The following is a 16,552-nucleotide window of genomic DNA, read 5'->3' as shown; positions in this document are numbered from 1 at the left end:
CGGATCGCCGACCGGGTCCAAATTCGTCACGCCTGGCCGACGGCGAACTCCGGCTGCCAGTCGCGCAGTTTCCGCGCTGCACTGGTGACGTCGCCGATAGCTGCAAACGCCCCCGCCTCCACCATCATCGCCCGCGCCAGCCGTACGGCGCGGGCTTCGCTGATCGCCCGCGTGCGCGGGTCCGCGATCAGCTCGAAATCGATGTTGTGGGCGAGCCCGAAGATGCGGCGGATGATTTTTGCGGCTGCGAAGCCGACCGCGTCGGCGAACAGGCGCTGCATGTAGGCCTGCCGCTCGGCTTCTAGCCGTGCGGCGCCCTGCTCGCCGGCAAAGAGCGAGACGGGATAGGCATCGCCTCCGGCTCCGGCGCGCCAGAGGTCGAGGAATTTGCGGGCGAACTCGCGCCAGACCTGCTCGACCGTCTCCAGCACCCAGGCCTCGAATGCGGCGCGCTCGCCCGGCGAGCGCTCGTGGCCGGCGGAGGCGAAATAGGCCATCAGGAGGTTGGCGAGCACGGCCCCGACGTCGAACCCGATCGGGCCGTAGAACGCGAATTCGGGGTCGATCACACGCGTCTCGCTCTCCGTCACCATGATCGAGCCGGTGTGGAGGTCGCCGTGAATCAGCGCCTCGGGGCTTGCCATGAACTTCAGCTTGAGGCGGGAGATCGCCACATGCAGGTCCATGTCATCGCGGAGGCTTGCCGCCAGGCCGTCGAGATACGGCGCGGTCCAGCGGTTCTGCTCAGCGATGCGGTAGGGATCGGTGAAGATCAGGTCCTCGGTGATCTTGCACAGCGCATGATTGCCGGCGAAGGCGGCGATGCCCTGCTTCTTCTCGGCCGCGGAGAGCGCAAGGTCGGAGGTGAAGAACAAGGTCCTCGCCATGAAGGTGGTGATGTCGTCGACAAAGCGCGGATATTGCGTTGCCGCGACCAACCCCTTGCGCATGATGATGTGGGGCTCGAGCAGCTCCATCATCGTGAGCGCCAGCGCCTCGTTGTGATGCAGCAGCGCCGGCACGAGGCCGGGCGCGAGCTGGGCCTGCTTCGACAGCGCCAGGTATTCGTAATGAGCCCGCGACAGCGGCAGCGGCCAGCTCTCGCCGACGAGCCGAACATAGGGCAGCGCCTGCTTCACGGCGATGCCGCCGCGGTTGCCCTTGACGATAAAGACGAGGTTGAGATTGCCGTCGCCGACCTCGGTGATCGCCCAGGATGGCGGCTCGCCGCCGAGCAGTGCCCTAAGCTCCGGCAGGCCTGCGAGATAATCCCGCAACGCCGCCTCATGCAGAATCCGGTAATCCCCCGCCTGCGCCTCGACCATGACGATCCCATCCCATGTTTGGCATGGCCGGATCGTTACTCCCGCTCCAGGAAGCTCGAGCCGATCTCGGCCTTTCTTTTGATCGGATCGTAATCACAATAGACGCTATCCGCCACCAGGGTGTAGCTGGCGCTGACGGTGTATTTGTCGAGCTTGACCGAGTTCAGGCCGATCACCGAAGTGCTCTTGCCGCCGTTCCATTTGAACGGCGTCGAGCTCTTGGCCTGCTCGCAAGCCATCACGGCTTCGTTGAAGACGTAGCCCTCGACGAACGCCTTCAGGGTGCGCACCTGCACCGCCATCTTCCATTCGACATAGCCGACGGCACCGAGACCGGCGACGATCAGCACCAGAAGCGCAATAACGACCCGCTGAAAAGTCCTTTTGACCCCAATAAAAAAGCACAAAATTTTTAGGCAAGACGAGCGCGCACGCCTCCCCTTCGAGACGACCGCTTCGCGGTCTCCTCGGGATGAAGCTAACGGACATCGGCGCTCGTTGGAACTGCTGCCGCGCACTCTGTCCTCATCCTGAGGGCCCGCCAACGGCGGGCGTCTCGAAGAATGGGCCGCACGGAAACCGCTCACAGGACGCGGTAGTCCCGCTCGGTTGAGAGATAGCTAGAACGGCATTCCCATCATCTTCGACAGGCGCTCGATCGACAGATAGCCGGCATGATACGCCATCATGCCTAGCGCATAGATGATCGCCGAGATGATCGTGGTCCAGATCAGCTTGCGTCCCATCCGCGTCAGGACCGGCGCGCCGGGATCGGTGCCGGGCGCACCGACGCCGTCCTCATGCTGGCTGCGCACGCCGAACGGCAGCGTCAGGAACAGCGCGACCCACCAGATGACGAAGTAGATCGCGATGGCGGTCGATATCTGGATGGCCATAGGGCGGCCTTATGCCTGCTCGATCTCGACCAGCGCGCCGGAAAAATCCTTGGGGTGCAGGAACAGCACCGGCTTGCCGTGGGCGCCGATCTTGGGCACACCGTCGCCGAGCACGCGCGCGCCCTCCTTCACCAAGGTGTCGCGCGAGGCGATGATGTCGACGACCTCGTAGCAGACATGATGAATGCCGCCGTCGGCGTTGCGCTCGAGGAATTTGGCGATCGGCGAGGCCTCGCCATAGGGCTCGATGAACTCGATCTTGGTGTTGGGCAGCGTCACGAATACGGTGGTGACGCCATGCTCGGGCAGCGCGACGGCTTCCGAGATCTGCGCCCCGAACGCCGCGCCATAGATCTTGGCGGCCTTGACGGCGTCCTTGGTCGCGATCGCCACATGGTTGAGCCGGCCCAGCATCTTCCCCTCCTCAAACTGTCAGCACGTGTACCAGACAGGGGGGCTTCTTGCCCCAATGTTCGTTGATCACGGCCCGGACAGCGCGTCGCACCGATTCAGCCAGCGCGTCAGGATCGCGGCGGCGCGGCCGCGGCAGGCCCTCGATGGTAGAGACCACGGCGTCGAAGACGATGTCGTCGAAGGCCTCGCCCGCCCTGTTCTTCTCGGGGATTCCGACCAGATCGATCTCGGGATCATCGGCGAGCTCGCCCTGCTCCGTCATGGCGACAGCAACGAAGGCGCAACCGGAAAAGGCCATGCGCCGCCGCTCGACCACCGCGCGGGACTTGGAGTCCTCCAAAATCGTGCCGTCCTTGTAGAGACGGCCCGACGGCACCTCGCCGATAATGCCGGGATCGCCGGGCCCGAGCTTGACGAGGTCGCCGTTGCGGCAGACCAGCACGCGCGGCACGCCGGCGGCGCGCGCGAGCTTTGCGTGCTCGTGCAGGTGCAGGGCCTCGCCATGGACGGGGATCAGAAGCTGCGGCTTCACCCAGGAGATCAGGTCGCGCAACTCGTCGCGGCGGGGATGGCCGGAGACATGGACCAGATGGTCGCGGTCGGTGATGATCTCGACGCCCTGGAGCACCAGATTGTTGATGATCGAGCCGACGGCCTTCTCGTTGCCGGGAATGGTGCGCGAGGAGAAGATGACGCTGTCGCCGCGGTTGAGCGTGATCTCGGGATGATCGTCATTGGCGATGCGCGCTAGCGCCGCGCGCGGCTCACCCTGGCTGCCGGTGCACAGCGCCAGCACCTTGTCCTGCGGAAGATGGCCGTAAATGTCGGGTGAGCGGAAATTCTGCACGCCGTCGAGATAACCGGTCTCGCGCGCGACCTGCACCACGCGCTCCATGGCGCGGCCGACCACGACAACCTCGCGGTCGGCGGCTTTCGCAGCCTCAGCCACGGCCTTGATGCGGGCGACGTTGGAGGCGAACGTCGTCACCGCAACGCGGCCCTTGGCGGCCTTGACCAGATCGATAATGGTTCTGGCGACCTCGGCCTCCGACGGCGAGCGGCCGTCGCGCACGGCGTTGGTGGAATCGCCGATCAGGGCGAGCACGCCCTCCTCGCCCAGCTCGCGCAGGCGCTTCTCGTCGGTCGGGGCCCCCAGCGTCGGGGTCGGGTCGATCTTCCAGTCCCCGGTATGCAGCACGATGCCGACCTCGGTGTGGATCGCCAGCGCATGCGCTTCCGGAATCGAGTGCGCCATCGGGATGAACTCGACGTTGAACGGGCCGACATCGATGCGGCCCCCCGACGGGACCACCGTCACCGGAATGTTCGGAGCACCGCGCTCGGCGGCGCATTTGGCCTCGAACAAGGCCGCGCTGAATTTGGTCGCGTAGATCGGGCATTGCAGCTTCGGCCAGAGATCGATGATGGCGCCGAAATGGTCCTCATGGGCGTGGGTCAGCACCAGACCCATCAGGTTCTTGCGCTCCTTCTCCAGGAAAGAGATGTCCGGCATGATCAGGTCGATGCCCGGCAGGTGCTCCTCGTCGCCGAAGGAGACGCCGAGATCGACCGCGAGCCAGGCGCGCTGTTGGCGGTTGCCGAGGCCGTAGATCGACAGGTTCATGCCGATCTCGCCGACACCGCCGAGTGGCGCAAACACGAGTTCGTCAGGCCTCGCCATCACACAGCTCCCACGGAGGCGGCCGGGCCGAAGAACACCTCGCCTGCTGCGACCGGCACCCGCCGCCCCTCCGCGGTGCGGACGATTAGGCAGCCTGTGTCATCGATAGTGTCAAAAATGCCTTCCAGCGTCGTCGCTCCCGTGTGGATTGCGACCTTCTCGCCGAGACCGGCTGCGCGTTGCAGCCAGAGCCTGCGGATCTCGGCAAAGCCGCGGCCATTGTCCCAGATCCCGCGGAACTCGACCCAGGCGTCGGACAGGGCAGCAAACAGCTCCTCCGCGCTGATCTGGACGCCGAGCGCGGCCAGCGACACCGCCGGCGTCGGCGTGCCCTCCGGCGCCGCGACGACATTGGTTCCGATGCCGACGACCACGGCAAGGCGATCGCCAATGGCCTCGGCCTCGAGCGCAATGCCGACCAGCTTCTTGCCGCCGGCAAGCACGTCGTTCGGCCATTTCAGGGCATAGCGGGGACGACCCTCGCCGAGGCGAAGCGCCGCCTCCAGGCTGACCTTCTCGAGCGCCGCCTCCTCCGCGAGCCCCGCGGCGAAGCCGAGCGTCGCGGCGACGGCAGGGGCGACGTCCATGACTTCGAGGATGCTGGCCGCGAGATTGCCCCGGGGCGCGATCCAAGCGCGCTGGCGCCGGCCGCGGCCGGCGGTCTGCTCGGACGTGACGAACCACATCGGGCCGCGTTCGCCGGCGCGGGCGTGCTCGATCGCGTCGGTATTGGTCGAGCCGGTCCGTTCGAAGGCCGCGAGCTTGTAGCCCGCCGATTGTGCACGAGGACCGAGCGCGAACCGCATCCTAGAACAGCGACTTTGCCGCGGCGGAGGCGACGCTCACCACGGGGCCTGCGAACAGCGCAAACAGCAGGTTGAACAAGCCCGCGACCGCCAGCACCGTTCGCACCTCGATCCTGACAGGATCGACCTGGCCGGCCGGCTCGTCAAAGTACATCGTCTTGACGATGGCGAGATAGTAGTAGGCGCCGACGACGCTGGTCAGCACGCCGATGACCGCGAGCGTGAACAGGTTCGCCTTGATGGCGGCGACGAAAACGTACCATTTGGCGAAGAAGCCGGCGAGCGGCGGGATGCCGGCGAGCGAGAACAGCAGCATCGCGAACATGAAGGCGAGCAGCGGATTGGTTCGCGACAGACCTGCGAAATCGCTGATCTGCTCCACGGCCTGGCCGTTGCGCCGCATGGCAAGGATGATCGAAAACGAGCCGAGCGTCATCGCGACATAGATCACGATGTACATCAACACGCCTTGCGCACCTTCGACCGTGCCGGAGGCGAGGCCGACCAACGCGAAGCCCATGTGGCCGATCGAAGAGTACGCCATCAGGCGCTTGATGTTGCTCTGGCCGATCGCGGCGAAGGAGCCGAGCGCCATCGAGGCGATCGCCACGAACACCAGGATCTGCTGCCACTGCGAGACGATGCCGGGGAATGCGGTCAGCGTGACGCGGGTGAAGACCGCAAGCGCGGCCACCTTCGGCGCCGAGGCGAAGAAGGCGGTAACCGGCGTTGGCGCGCCTTCATATACGTCCGGCGTCCACATGTGGAACGGCACGGCCGAGACCTTGAAGCAGAGGCCGGCGAGCAGGAAGACCAGGCCAAAGACGAGGCCGACATTCGAGACCGTCGCGGCCGATGCGATGCCGGTGAAGCTGACCGTGCCGGTGAAGCCATAGACCAGCGAGGCGCCGTAGAGCAGCATTCCCGACGACAGCGCGCCGAGCACGAAATACTTCAGACCAGCTTCGGTCGACTTGGCATTGTCGCGGTTCGAGGCCGCCACGACATAGAGTGCCAGCGACATCAATTCGAGGCCGAGATAGAGCGAGATCAGATCGCCGGCCGAGATCAGCACCATCATGCCGAGCGTCGAGAGCAGCACCAGGATCGAATATTCGAAGATCCGCCGCGACGGATCGGACAGGAACTCGGTCGAGAGCACCAGTGTCGCCGCCGAGCCGATCAAGGCCAGGATCTTCATGAAGCGGGCGAAATCGTCGACGATGAAGCTGCCGCCGAAGGTGACCTGCTTGCCCGCGGGCTGCATGTAGACGAGCGCGCCGACCACGATGAGCAGCACCACCGCCAGCGAGGTGACGGTCCTGGTCGTCCCCTGCCCGCGATAGGCTCCCAGCATCAGGAGCGCCATCGCGCCGACCGCGAGCACGAGCTCGGGCAGCACCGGCGCCAATTGATATCCTGCAGTCTCAAAGCTCATGACGATATCCTGACCTGCCCGATCACTGGAGCAGTGCGGCGGCCTTCACGGCCGTCACAGCGGTGTTGTAATTGTTGACGAGTTGCTGGACCGAGGCGGCCGAGATGTCGAGCACCGGCTTCGGATAAACACCGAACAGGATCGTCAGCGCAATCAGCGGGAACAGCGTCACGCATTCACGCAAGGTAAGATCTTTCATGCTCATCAGCGATGGCTTGACCAGCGCCCCGAACACGACCTTGCGGTAGAGCCACAGCGCGTAACCTGCCGACAGAATCACGCCGAAGGTGGCGAAGAACGCGGTCGGGATCGAGACCTTGAAGGTGCCGAGCAGCGTCATGAACTCGCCGACGAAGCCGCTCGTGCCGGGCAGGCCGACATTGGCCATGGTGAAGACCATGAAGGTCATCGCGTAGAGCGGCATCCGGTTGACGAGGCCGCCATAGGCCGCGATCTCGCGGGTGTGCAGGCGGTCGTAGACGATGCCGACGCAGAGGAACAGCGCACCGGAGACGATGCCGTGCGAGATCATCTGGAACATGCCGCCGGCGACGCCCTGCATGGTGCCGGCGAAGATGCCCATAGTGACGAAGCCCATATGCGCCACGGACGAGTATGCGATCAGCTTCTTCATGTCCTCCTGCATCAACGCCACCAGCGAGGTGTAGATGATGGCGATGGCCGAGAGCGTGAAGATCAACGGCGCGAAGTCATGCGAGGCCAGCGGGAACATCGGCAGCGAGAAGCGCAGGAAGCCGTAGCCGCCCATCTTCAGGAGGATCGCGGCAAGGACGACCGAGCCCGCGGTCGGCGCCTCGACGTGCGCGTCGGGCAGCCAGGTGTGCACCGGCCACATCGGCATCTTGACCGCAAACGAGGCGAAGAAGGCCAGCCACGCCCAGGTCTGCAAGGAGCGCGGCACGGCGGTGTGCATCAGGGTCGGGATGTCAGTGGTGCCGCCGTTCCAATACAGCGCCATGATGGCGAGCAGCATCAAGACCGAGCCGAGCAGCGTGTAGAGGAAGAACTTGAACGACGCATAGACCCGGCGCGGACCGCCCCAGACGCCGATGATCAGGAACATCGGGATCAGGCCGCCTTCAAAGAACAGATAGAACAGCACGAGATCGAGCGCCGAGAAGGTGCCGATCATCAGGGTTTCCAGGATCAGGAACGCCATCATGTATTCGCGGACGCGGTTCGTGACCGCCTTCCAGCTCGCAATGATGCAGAACGGCATGATCGCGGTGGTCAGGATCACGAGCGGCAGCGAAATGCCGTCGACACCCATGTGGTAGGTGATGCCGGTGGCGAGCCAGTTCGCCTTCTCGACGAACTGGAAGTCGGGGTTTGCGGGATCGAAGCGCATGACCAGGATCACCGACACCACAAAGGTGATCAGCGTGGTCCAGAGCGCAATCCAGCGCGAGTTGCGCTTGGCCGCCTCGTCATCGCCGCGGCTGAGATAGACGATCAGCGCTCCGACCAGCGGCAGGAACGTCGTGACCGAAAGGATGGGCCAGGTCGTCATTTACTGGCCTCCAAAGCCGAACATGAACCAGGTGATCAGGCTGGCGGCGCCGATCAGCATGGCGAATGCGTAGTGATAGAGATAGCCGGTCTGGATCTTCACGACGTTGCGGGTGACGTCCAGGACCCGCGCCGAGATGCCGTCCGGACCGAGGCCGTCGATGATGAAGCCATCGCCCTTCTTCCAGAGCTGATAACCAATCCACTTCGCCGGACGGACGAAGATGATGTCGTAAAGCTCGTCGAAGTACCATTTGTTGAGCAGGAACTGGTACAGCATCGGCTGCGTCTTCGCGAGCTCGACCGGCAGGTAGGGCCGGCGGATATAGAACAGGTACGACACCAGGAAGCCCAGCACCATCATCACCGTCGGCAGGAAGGCGATGGTCTCGGGGATGTGGTGCATCTCCTCGATGATGTGCGGGTTCATCTTCACGGATTCGCGGAAGAACTCCTCGATGCCGTGGCCGGCGAACAGCTCCTTGAACGGCAAGCCGGCGACGAATGAGCCGACCGCGAGCACGCCGATCGGGATCAGCATCCAGATCGGAGCCTCATGCGCGGCCTCGTAATGATGCTCGTCATGCGGTTCGCCGTGGAAGGTCTTGAAGATCAAGCGCCAGGAGTAGAACGAGGTCAGGCCCGCGGCGGCGACCGTCATCAGGAAGCCGTAGACTCCGAATGGGTTGTGCGCGGCGTAGGCGGACTCGATGATCGCGTCCTTTGAGAAGTAGCCGGCGGTGAGTGGGAAGCCGGTCAGGGCCAGCGTGCCGACCACCATCACCGCGTAGGTGTAAGGGATCTTGCGCCAGAGGCCGCCCATGTTGCGGATATCCTGCTCGTGGTGCATCGCATAGATCACCGAGCCGGAACCCAAGAACAGCAGCGCCTTGAAGAAGGCGTGGGTGAACAGGTGGAACATGCCGACCGAATAGGCGCCGGCTCCCATCGCCACGAACATGTAGCCGAGCTGCGAACAGGTCGAATAGGCGACGATGCGCTTGATGTCGTTCTGGACGAGGCCGATGGTCGCCGCGAAGAACGCGGTGGTGGCGCCGAAGAACATCACGATGGCCTGAGCGTTCGGGGCGAGCTCGAACAGCGGCGACAGCCGCGCCACCATGAACACGCCCGCGGTGACCATGGTCGCGGCGTGGATCAGCGCGGAGACCGGCGTCGGACCTTCCATCGCGTCCGGCAACCAGGTGTGCAGCAGGAACTGCGCCGACTTGCCCATCGCGCCCATGAAGAGCAGCAGGCAGGTCAGGGTCAGCGCGTCGGCGTGCCAGCCGAGGAAGTCGATGGTCTTGCCGGTCAGGCCGGGCGCGGCATGGAAGATGGTCTCGAAGTCGGTCGAGCCGACCAGCATGAAGATCGCGAAGATGCCGAGCGCGAAGCCGAAATCGCCGACGCGGTTGACCAAGAAGGCCTTGATCGCCGCCGCATTCGCCGACGGCTTCTGGTACCAGAATCCGATCAGGAGATAGCTGGCCAGACCCACGCCTTCCCAGCCGAAGAACAGCTGCACGAGGTTGTCCGCGGTCACCAGCATCAGCATCGCGAAGGTGAACAGCGAGAGATAGCCGAAGAAGCGCGGCCGGTTCGGGTCCTCGTCCATGTAGCCGATGGAATAGAGGTGCACGAGCGAGGACACGGTGGTCACCACCACCAGCATCACGGCCGTGAGCGTGTCGACCCGCAGCGTCCACCAGACCTGGAGGTCGCCGGAGAATATCCAGGGCAGCAGCTGGATACGCGCGTCGTGGTGCATGAATCCGACATCGACCAGCGTCATCCAGGACAAGGCCGCCGACACAAACAAGAGCGCGGTCGTGATCAGCTCGGCGCCGCGCGAACCCGCCGCCGGCGGCTCAGTCGGGCCGTGGCCGTGATCGTCATGTCCGTCGCCGGGCTCGTGATGGGTCTCGTGGATGACGGACGCATCCTCGTGGATCGTATCGGACGCATGGGCGTGCGCGCCCTTACCGTGGTCGCCGTGATGCTCGACCTCGTCGCCCGAGGGGTTACGGGCGTGCGCGCCCACGAGCGCGATCAGGCCGGCCAGAATGGCGCCCAGCAGAGGCAGGAAAACGATTGCCTGAACCATTTGAGAGCTCAGCCCTTCATCAGATTGACGTCCTCAACCGCGATCGAGCCGCGGTTGCGGAAATAGACCACCAGGATGGCGAGACCGATCGCGGCTTCGGCGGCGGCGACGGTCAGCACCAAAAGCGCGAAGACCTGGCCGACGATGTCGCCGAGGAAGGTCGAGAACGCCACGAGGTTGATGTTGACCGAGAGCAGGATCAGCTCGATCGACATCAGGATGACGATGATGTTCTTGCGGTTCAGGAAGATGCCGAGAATCCCGAGCGTGAACAGGATCGCGCCGACCGCCAGATAGTGTCCGAGCCCGATCGTCATTTCACCCACTCCGCCGCGTCGGCATCCGAAAGCCCCTGCCCCGGCGCCACCTTGCGCATCGCCATCGCCATTTCCGGCGTGCGCGCGTTCTGAACGTTGATGTCCTGCCGCTTCACGCTCGCCTTGTGACGCAGCGTCAGCACGATGGCGCCGATCATGGCGACCAGCAGCACCATGCCCGAGAGCTGGAAGTAGTGGATGTACTTCGTATAGAGCACGAGACCGAGCGCCTCGGTGTTGCTGACATTGGCCGGGATCGCCGCCGTGATCGTCTTGCTGACGCTCGGATTGATGACCCAGAAGCCGACGGTGAGCAGCAGCTCGAACAGGAAGATGCCGCCGACCACGAGGCCGACGGGCAGGTACTCGATGAAGCCCTCGCGCAGCTCGAGGAAGTCGACGTCGAGCATCATGATCACGAACAGGAACAGCACCGCGACGGCGCCGACATAGACGACGATCAGGATCATCGCCAGGAATTCGGCACCCATCAGCACGAACAGGCCGGAGGCGTTGACGAAGGCCAGGATCAGGTACAGCACGGAGTGCACGGGATTGCGCGACACAATCACCATCACCGCCGACGCGACGCAGACGGCGGCGAACAGATAGAAGAACAGCGCGGGAAGGATCATCGGGCAGTCCCCGTCATTCCGGGGCGTGGGCAAAGCCCGCGAGCCCGGAATCTGGAGGTTGTGGCGCGAGATTCCGGGTTCGCGGTTCGCGCGCCCCGGAATGACGAGAGGATGGCGGGAAGGATCATGCTCTCATCTCACCGGTACGGCGCGTCGAGCTCGATCGCTTTCGCGATCTCGCGTTCCCAGCGGTCGCCATTGGCGAGCAGCTTGGCCTTGTCATAGAACAGCTCCTCGCGGGTCTCGGTCGCGAACTCGAAGTTCGGACCTTCGACGATGGCGTCGACCGGACAGGCCTCCTGGCAGAGGCCACAATAGATGCACTTCACCATGTCGATGTCGTAGCGCACGGTGCGGCGGGTGCCGTCGTTGCGGCGCGGGCCGGCCTCGATGGTGATGGCCTGCGCCGGGCAGACCGCTTCGCACAGCTTGCAGGCGATGCAGCGTTCTTCGCCGTTCGGATAGCGGCGCAGCGCATGCTCGCCGCGGAAGCGCGGCGAGATCGGGCCCTTCTCGAACGGATAGTTCAGCGTCGGCTTCGGCTGGAAGAAATAGCGCATGGCGAGGAAGAACGCCGAGACGAATTCCGACAGCAGAAGCGAACGTGCAGTGGCGTTGACGTTGATACCCATGACGGCCCTCACTTCGGCGCGATGCCGGCGAAATGCAGCACGCCGGCCACCACGATCACCATCGCCAGCGAGATCGGCAGGAACACCTTCCAGCCGAGACGCATCAGTTGATCGTAGCGGTAGCGCGGCACGATCGCCTTGGCCATCGCGAACAGGAAGAACATGAAGAATAGTTTCAGGGAGAACCAGATGATCCCCGGCACCCAGTTGAAGGGCGGCAGGTCGACCGGCGGCAGCCAGCCTCCGAGGAACAGGATCGTCGCCATCGCGCACATCGTGACGATCGCGACATACTCGCCGAGCATGAACAAGAGGTACGGCGTCGAGCCATATTCGACCATGAAGCCCGCGACGAGCTCGGATTCGGCTTCGACGAGGTCGAAGGGCGGACGGTTGGTTTCTGCCAGCGCCGAGACGTAGAACACCACAAACATCGGGAACAGCGGCCAGACGTACCAGTTCAGGATGGTGAGCTGCGGCAGCCCGATCAGGCTGGCAAGCCCGCGCGCATGCTGGGCCTCGACCACGGCCGACAGGTTCAGCGTGCCGGCGCAGAGCAGCACCGTAATGATGACGAAGCCGATCGAGACCTCGTACGACACCATCTGCGCCGCCGAGCGCAGCGCGGCCAGGAACGGGTATTTCGAGTTCGACGACCAGCCGGCCATGATGATGCCGTAGATCGACAGCGACGAGATCGCGAAGATGAAAAGGATGCCGACATTGATGTCGGAGATCACCCAGCCGAGATTGGTCGGGATCACGGCCCAGGCGGCGAGCGCGAGCACGCAGGAGACCAGCGGTGCCAGCAGGAATACGCCCTTGTTGGCGCCGGCAGGGATGATCGGCTCCTTCAGCACAAACTTGAGCAAGTCCGCGAAGGACTGCAGCAGGCCCCAGGGTCCGACCACGTTAGGGCCGCGCCGGATCTGCACCGCCGCCCAAATCTTGCGGTCGGCGAGCAGGATATAGGCGATCGCGACCAAGAGGACGACGAGCACCAGGACGCTCTGCGCGACCATGATGATCAATGGCCAGAGGAAACCGGTCCAGAATGCGCTTTCGAAGAATTCCATCAGATCACGCTCACTCCGCTGCGGTCAGCATCTGCCCCGAGGCGAGGCGCGAACATTCTGCCATCACGGCGGACGCACGCGCGATTGGGTTGGTCAGGTAGAAGTCCTCGACCAGCGGCTTGAACGGCGCCTTCTCGGGCGAGCCGCCCTTCGCCGCCAGCTTCTTGATCTGGTCGGCGGAGCCGGCCTCGATCTGGTCGAGACGGATCAGATGCGGCACGGCCTTGAAGATAGCCTGGCGAAGCTGCGCGAGCGAGTCATAGCCGAGCTTCTTGCCGAGCGCTTCCGACAGCGCACGAATGATCGCCCAGTCCTCGCGGGCTTCGCCCGGCGGGAACGCGGCGCGGCCAGTCATCTGCACCCGGCCTTCGGTGTTGACATAGATCGCCGACTTCTCGGTGTAGGCGGCGGCCGGCAGGATGACGTCGGCGCGATGCGCGCCGCGGTCGCCATGGGTGCCGATATAGACGACGAAGGTGCCGTCCGGCGCCTTGATCTCGTCTGCGCCGAGCAGGAACAGCAGGTCAAGCGTTCCGAACGTGGTCATCTGCGCCGCGTTGAGCCCGCCCGCCGTGGCGGAGAAGCCGATGTCGAGCGCACCGACGCGCGAGGCGGTCTCGTGCAGCACGCCAAAGCCGTTCCAGCCGTCCTTCACCGCGCCGACGTCGAGCGCGAGCTTGGCGCTCGCGGCGAGAATGGCGGCGCCATCGTGACGCGAGGCCGCGCTCGCGCCGACCAGGATGATCGGCGTCTTGGCGTCCTTCAGCACCTCCATGAAGGAGTGCTTGCCGGCCGCCAGCTCACTCAGCGTCTCGGTGCCGGCGCCCAGATGGTCGTAGTGATAGGTCAGGTCAACCTTGGGGCCGATCAGGCCGACCTTGAAGCCGCCGGCGCGCCAGCGCTTGCGGATGCGGGCGTTGAACACCGCCGCTTCTTTCCGCGGATTGGCGCCGATGATGAGCAGCGCGTCGGCCTGCTCCACGCCTGCCAGCGTCGGGTTGAAGATGTAGGCGCCGCGGCCGAGCGCTGGATCGAAGGCATCGCCGCCCTGCACCGCCAGATTGGTCGAGGCGTACTTGGCGAGCAGATCCTTTAGCGCGAACATCTCCTCGACGCCGGCGAGGTCGCCGGCGATCGCGCCGATGCGCTTGCCGTCGGTGCGCGCCGCCTTGGCGGCGATAGCGGCGAAGGCCTCGGGCCAGCTCGCCGCGCGCAGCTTGCCGGCTTCGCGGATATAGGGCCGGTCGAGGCGCTGGGTGCGCAAACCGTCGACGACGTGGCGCGTCTTGTCGGAGATCCACTCCTCGTTCACGGCCTCGTTGATGCGCGGCAGGATACGCATCACCTCGCGGCCGCGGGTGTCGACGCGGATCGCCGATCCCAGGCCGTCCATCACGTCAATCGACTGGGTCTTGCCGAGCTCCCAGGGACGCGCCGCAAAGGCATAAGGCTTGGAGGTCAGGGCGCCGACCGGACAGATGTCGACGAGGTTGCCCTGCAATTCCGACGTCAGCGCATGCTCGAGATAGGTCGTGATCTCCATGTCCTCGCCGCGCCCGGTCGCGCCCATCTCAGGGGCGCCGGCCACTTCCGCCGAGAAGCGGACGCAGCGCGTGCACTGGATGCAGCGGTTCATCGAAGTCTTGACCAGCGCGCCGAGATATTTGTCCTCGACCGCGCGCTTGTTCTCGGCGAAGCGGCTGGTGTCGACACCATAGCCCATCGCCTGGTCCTGGAGGTCGCACTCGCCGCCCTGGTCGCAGATCGGGCAATCGAGCGGATGGTTGATGAGAAGGAATTCCATCACGCCTTCGCGCGCCTTCTTCACCATCGGCGAACGCGTGGAGATCTCCGGCGGCTCGCCCTTGGGGCCCGGACGGCAGTCGCGCACGCCCCAGGCGCAGCTTGCGACCGGCTTCGGGCCGCCCTTCACTTCGACGAGGCACATCCGGCAATTGCCGGCGATCGACAGCCGCTCGTGATAGCAGAAGCGCGGAATCTCGGCGCCCGCCGCCTCACACGCCTGAAGCAGCGTGTACTCGGCGGGGACATCGATCTCTTTGCCGTCGATGATGAGCTTGGTCATACCTTAAGTCTTTCTCAGTGCGGCTGATCGACCAGATCGAGACGCCGCTCGATACGGTCCAGCCGTTCTTCCACACGATCGATCCGTCGGTTGATGCCCGTAATGGCGATCTCGACCTGCGCCAGCCTCAGATCAATGTGGCCCATTCTCTCTTCAACGTTGGTGACGCGGGTCTTCAGATCGCTCACATCCGCGGACACGCGATCGAGCTTTTCGTCGATCCGACGAAGATAAACGAGCACGATGTTGTCCGGCTGGTCGGTCATCGCCCTACTCCGCCGCGACCATGTTCACGGGATCGCGGACGCCGATATCGTCAATGTCGGCCTTGTGCGAATACTGGTCGATGCGCGCTTCGATCTCGTGACGGAAATGCGCGATCAGGCCCTGGATCGGCCAGGCCGCTGCATCGCCGAGCGCGCAGATCGTGTGGCCTTCGACCTGCTTCGTCACCTCCAGCAGCATGTCGATCTCGCGCTTATGCGCACGGCCCTCGGCCATGCGGGTCAGCACGCGCCACATCCACCCCGTGCCCTCGCGGCACGGCGTGCACTGGCCGCAGCTCTCATGCTTGTAGAAATAGGAGATGCGAGCGATCGCACGGATCAAATCGGTCGACTTGTCCATCACGATCACGGCCGCGGTGCCGAGGCCCGAGCGCAGCTTGCTCAAGCTGTCGAAATCCATCGGCGTGTCGATGATCTGCTCGGCCGGCACCATGCGCACCGACGAGCCGCCGGGGATCACGGCCTTGAGATTGTCCCAGCCGCCACGGATGCCGCCGCAATGCTTGTCGATCAGCTCACGGAACGGAATGCCCATGGCCTCTTCGACGTTGCAGGGCCGCTCGACATGGCCGGAGATGCAGAAGAGCTTGGTGCCGACATTGTTCGGACGGCCGATGCCGGCGAACCAGGCCGCGCCACGGCGCAGAATGTCCGGCGCGACGGCGATCGACTCGACGTTGTTGACGGTGGTCGGGCAGCCGAACAGACCGACATTGGCCGGGAACGGCGGCTTCAGCCGTGGCTGGCCCTTCTTGCCCTCGAGGCTTTCGAGCAGCGCGGTCTCCTCGCCGCAGATATAGGCGCCGGCGCCGTGCGCGACATAGATGTCGAACGGCCAGCCGTTGACATTGTCCTTGCCGACCAGCTTGGCCTCATAGGCCTGGTCGATCGCGGCCTGGAGGCGTTCGCGCTCGCGGATGAACTCGCCGCGGACGTAGATGTAGCAGGCATGCGCATTCATCGCGAAGCTCGCGATCAGGCAGCCCTCGACCAACAGGTGCGGATCATGCCGCATGATCTCGCGGTCCTTGCAGGTGCCGGGCTCGGATTCGTCGGCATTGACGACGAGATAGCTCGGCCGGCCGTCGGTCGATTCCTTCGGCATGAACGACCATTTCAGGCCGGTGGGAAAGCCGGCGCCGCCGCGGCCGCGGAGCCCCGAAGCCTTCATCTCGTTGATGATCCAGTCGCGGCCCTTGTCGATGATGGCCTTGGTGCCATCCCAGGCCCCGCGGCGCCGCGCGCCCTCGAGCCCCCAATCGTGGAGGCCGTAGAGGTTCTTGAAGATGCGGTCCTTGTCCTCGAGCATTTCAGTGCTTTCC

Annotated in this window: 16 protein-coding genes; all 16 read right to left on the bottom strand. The window is 64.6% G+C overall.

Translation table 11 applies throughout. The features are described 5' to 3' along the window. Window positions 1-26: 26 nt before the first annotated feature. A complete protein-coding gene (gene mtnK / locus IVB12_RS00960) occupies window positions 27-1,325 on the bottom strand; it encodes an S-methyl-5-thioribose kinase (protein ID WP_247294714.1) in 1,299 nt (432 codons plus the stop codon). A gap of 35 nt (window positions 1,326-1,360) precedes the next feature. After that, a complete protein-coding gene (locus IVB12_RS00955; protein WP_247294713.1) occupies window positions 1,361-1,675 on the bottom strand; it encodes a hypothetical protein in 315 nt (104 codons plus the stop codon). A 270-nt stretch (window positions 1,676-1,945) separates the two neighbouring features. Further along, window positions 1,946-2,221: a DUF1467 family protein gene (locus tag IVB12_RS00950; protein WP_247294711.1), complete on the bottom strand. Its 276-nt coding sequence runs from the start codon at window positions 2,219-2,221 to the stop codon at window positions 1,946-1,948. A gap of 9 nt (window positions 2,222-2,230) precedes the next feature. Then, window positions 2,231-2,635, bottom strand: a complete 405-nt coding sequence (gene mce / locus IVB12_RS00945; RefSeq protein ID WP_247294709.1) for a methylmalonyl-CoA epimerase — start codon at window positions 2,633-2,635, stop codon at window positions 2,231-2,233. Between the two features lie 10 nt (window positions 2,636-2,645). Then, window positions 2,646-4,316: a ribonuclease J gene (locus tag IVB12_RS00940; protein WP_247294708.1), complete on the bottom strand. Its 1,671-nt coding sequence runs from the start codon at window positions 4,314-4,316 to the stop codon at window positions 2,646-2,648. Continuing rightward, window positions 4,316-5,122 (bottom strand): biotin--[acetyl-CoA-carboxylase] ligase, encoded by an 807-nt coding sequence (locus IVB12_RS00935; RefSeq protein WP_247294706.1) that lies wholly within the window; start codon window positions 5,120-5,122, stop codon window positions 4,316-4,318. Before IVB12_RS00935 ends, IVB12_RS00940 begins: the two co-directional genes overlap by 1 nt. 1 nt (window position 5,123) lies before the next feature. Further along, window positions 5,124-6,560, bottom strand: coding sequence for an NADH-quinone oxidoreductase subunit NuoN (nuoN, locus tag IVB12_RS00930; protein ID WP_247294703.1), 1,437 nt, complete (start codon window positions 6,558-6,560; stop codon window positions 5,124-5,126). A 22-nt stretch (window positions 6,561-6,582) separates the two neighbouring features. Further along, complete coding sequence (locus IVB12_RS00925) at window positions 6,583-8,091, bottom strand: NADH-quinone oxidoreductase subunit M (protein ID WP_247294701.1); 1,509 nt, start codon at window positions 8,089-8,091, stop codon at window positions 6,583-6,585. Next, complete coding sequence (gene nuoL / locus IVB12_RS00920; protein ID WP_247294698.1) at window positions 8,092-10,197, bottom strand: NADH-quinone oxidoreductase subunit L; 2,106 nt, start codon at window positions 10,195-10,197, stop codon at window positions 8,092-8,094. A gap of 8 nt (window positions 10,198-10,205) precedes the next feature. Further along, the gene (gene nuoK / locus IVB12_RS00915) at window positions 10,206-10,514 is read right to left on the bottom strand and encodes an NADH-quinone oxidoreductase subunit NuoK (protein ID WP_008547737.1); all 309 of its coding nucleotides are present in this window, start codon (window positions 10,512-10,514) and stop codon (window positions 10,206-10,208) included. Beyond that, complete coding sequence (locus IVB12_RS00910) at window positions 10,511-11,149, bottom strand: NADH-quinone oxidoreductase subunit J (RefSeq protein WP_247294697.1); 639 nt, start codon at window positions 11,147-11,149, stop codon at window positions 10,511-10,513. The genes nuoK and IVB12_RS00910 overlap by 4 nt, the downstream gene beginning before the upstream one ends. Before the next feature lie 137 nt (window positions 11,150-11,286). After that, complete coding sequence (gene nuoI, locus IVB12_RS00905; protein WP_026202312.1) at window positions 11,287-11,775, bottom strand: NADH-quinone oxidoreductase subunit NuoI; 489 nt, start codon at window positions 11,773-11,775, stop codon at window positions 11,287-11,289. Between the two features lie 14 nt (window positions 11,776-11,789). Then, window positions 11,790-12,857: an NADH-quinone oxidoreductase subunit NuoH gene (gene nuoH / locus IVB12_RS00900; RefSeq protein ID WP_212289280.1), complete on the bottom strand. Its 1,068-nt coding sequence runs from the start codon at window positions 12,855-12,857 to the stop codon at window positions 11,790-11,792. A 10-nt stretch (window positions 12,858-12,867) separates the two neighbouring features. Continuing rightward, window positions 12,868-14,943 (bottom strand): NADH-quinone oxidoreductase subunit NuoG, encoded by a 2,076-nt coding sequence (gene nuoG, locus IVB12_RS00895; RefSeq protein ID WP_247294695.1) that lies wholly within the window; start codon window positions 14,941-14,943, stop codon window positions 12,868-12,870. A 14-nt stretch (window positions 14,944-14,957) separates the two neighbouring features. Beyond that, window positions 14,958-15,209, bottom strand: coding sequence for a hypothetical protein (locus IVB12_RS00890; protein ID WP_247294693.1), 252 nt, complete (start codon window positions 15,207-15,209; stop codon window positions 14,958-14,960). 4 nt (window positions 15,210-15,213) lie between these two features. After that, on the bottom strand, window positions 15,214-16,539 hold the full coding sequence (nuoF, locus tag IVB12_RS00885) for an NADH-quinone oxidoreductase subunit NuoF (protein WP_247294691.1): 1,326 nt from the start codon (window positions 16,537-16,539) through the stop codon (window positions 15,214-15,216). Between the last annotated feature and the right edge of the window lie 13 nt (window positions 16,540-16,552).

Source organism: Bradyrhizobium sp. 179 (assembly GCF_023073535.1).
Taxonomy (GTDB): domain Bacteria; phylum Pseudomonadota; class Alphaproteobacteria; order Rhizobiales; family Xanthobacteraceae; genus Bradyrhizobium.
Note: the sequence above shows the minus strand (reverse complement) of the source record. Positions and strands in the feature narration are given on the sequence as shown.

What these genes read in the sequence shown, in the direction of transcription:
- nuoF (WP_247294691.1), bottom strand. Translation starts at nt 16,539, where the DNA reads ATGCTCGAGGACAAGGACCGCATCTTCAAGAACCTCTACGGCCTCCAC.
- IVB12_RS00890 (WP_247294693.1), bottom strand. Translation starts at nt 15,209, where the DNA reads ATGACCGACCAGCCGGACAACATCGTGCTCGTTTATCTTCGTCGGATC.
- IVB12_RS00935 (WP_247294706.1), bottom strand. Translation starts at nt 5,122, where the DNA reads ATGCGGTTCGCGCTCGGTCCTCGTGCACAATCGGCGGGCTACAAGCTC.
- nuoG (WP_247294695.1), bottom strand. Translation starts at nt 14,943, where the DNA reads ATGACCAAGCTCATCATCGACGGCAAAGAGATCGATGTCCCCGCCGAG.
- IVB12_RS00925 (WP_247294701.1), bottom strand. Translation starts at nt 8,091, where the DNA reads ATGACGACCTGGCCCATCCTTTCGGTCACGACGTTCCTGCCGCTGGTC.
- nuoN (WP_247294703.1), bottom strand. Translation starts at nt 6,560, where the DNA reads ATGAGCTTTGAGACTGCAGGATATCAATTGGCGCCGGTGCTGCCCGAG.
- nuoL (WP_247294698.1), bottom strand. Translation starts at nt 10,197, where the DNA reads ATGGTTCAGGCAATCGTTTTCCTGCCTCTGCTGGGCGCCATTCTGGCC.
- IVB12_RS00940 (WP_247294708.1), bottom strand. Translation starts at nt 4,316, where the DNA reads ATGGCGAGGCCTGACGAACTCGTGTTTGCGCCACTCGGCGGTGTCGGC.
- nuoH (WP_212289280.1), bottom strand. Translation starts at nt 12,857, where the DNA reads ATGGAATTCTTCGAAAGCGCATTCTGGACCGGTTTCCTCTGGCCATTG.
- IVB12_RS00910 (WP_247294697.1), bottom strand. Translation starts at nt 11,149, where the DNA reads ATGATCCTTCCCGCGCTGTTCTTCTATCTGTTCGCCGCCGTCTGCGTC.
- nuoK (WP_008547737.1), bottom strand. Translation starts at nt 10,514, where the DNA reads ATGACGATCGGGCTCGGACACTATCTGGCGGTCGGCGCGATCCTGTTC.
- IVB12_RS00950 (WP_247294711.1), bottom strand. Translation starts at nt 2,221, where the DNA reads ATGGCCATCCAGATATCGACCGCCATCGCGATCTACTTCGTCATCTGG.
- mtnK (WP_247294714.1), bottom strand. Translation starts at nt 1,325, where the DNA reads ATGGTCGAGGCGCAGGCGGGGGATTACCGGATTCTGCATGAGGCGGCG.
- mce (WP_247294709.1), bottom strand. Translation starts at nt 2,635, where the DNA reads ATGCTGGGCCGGCTCAACCATGTGGCGATCGCGACCAAGGACGCCGTC.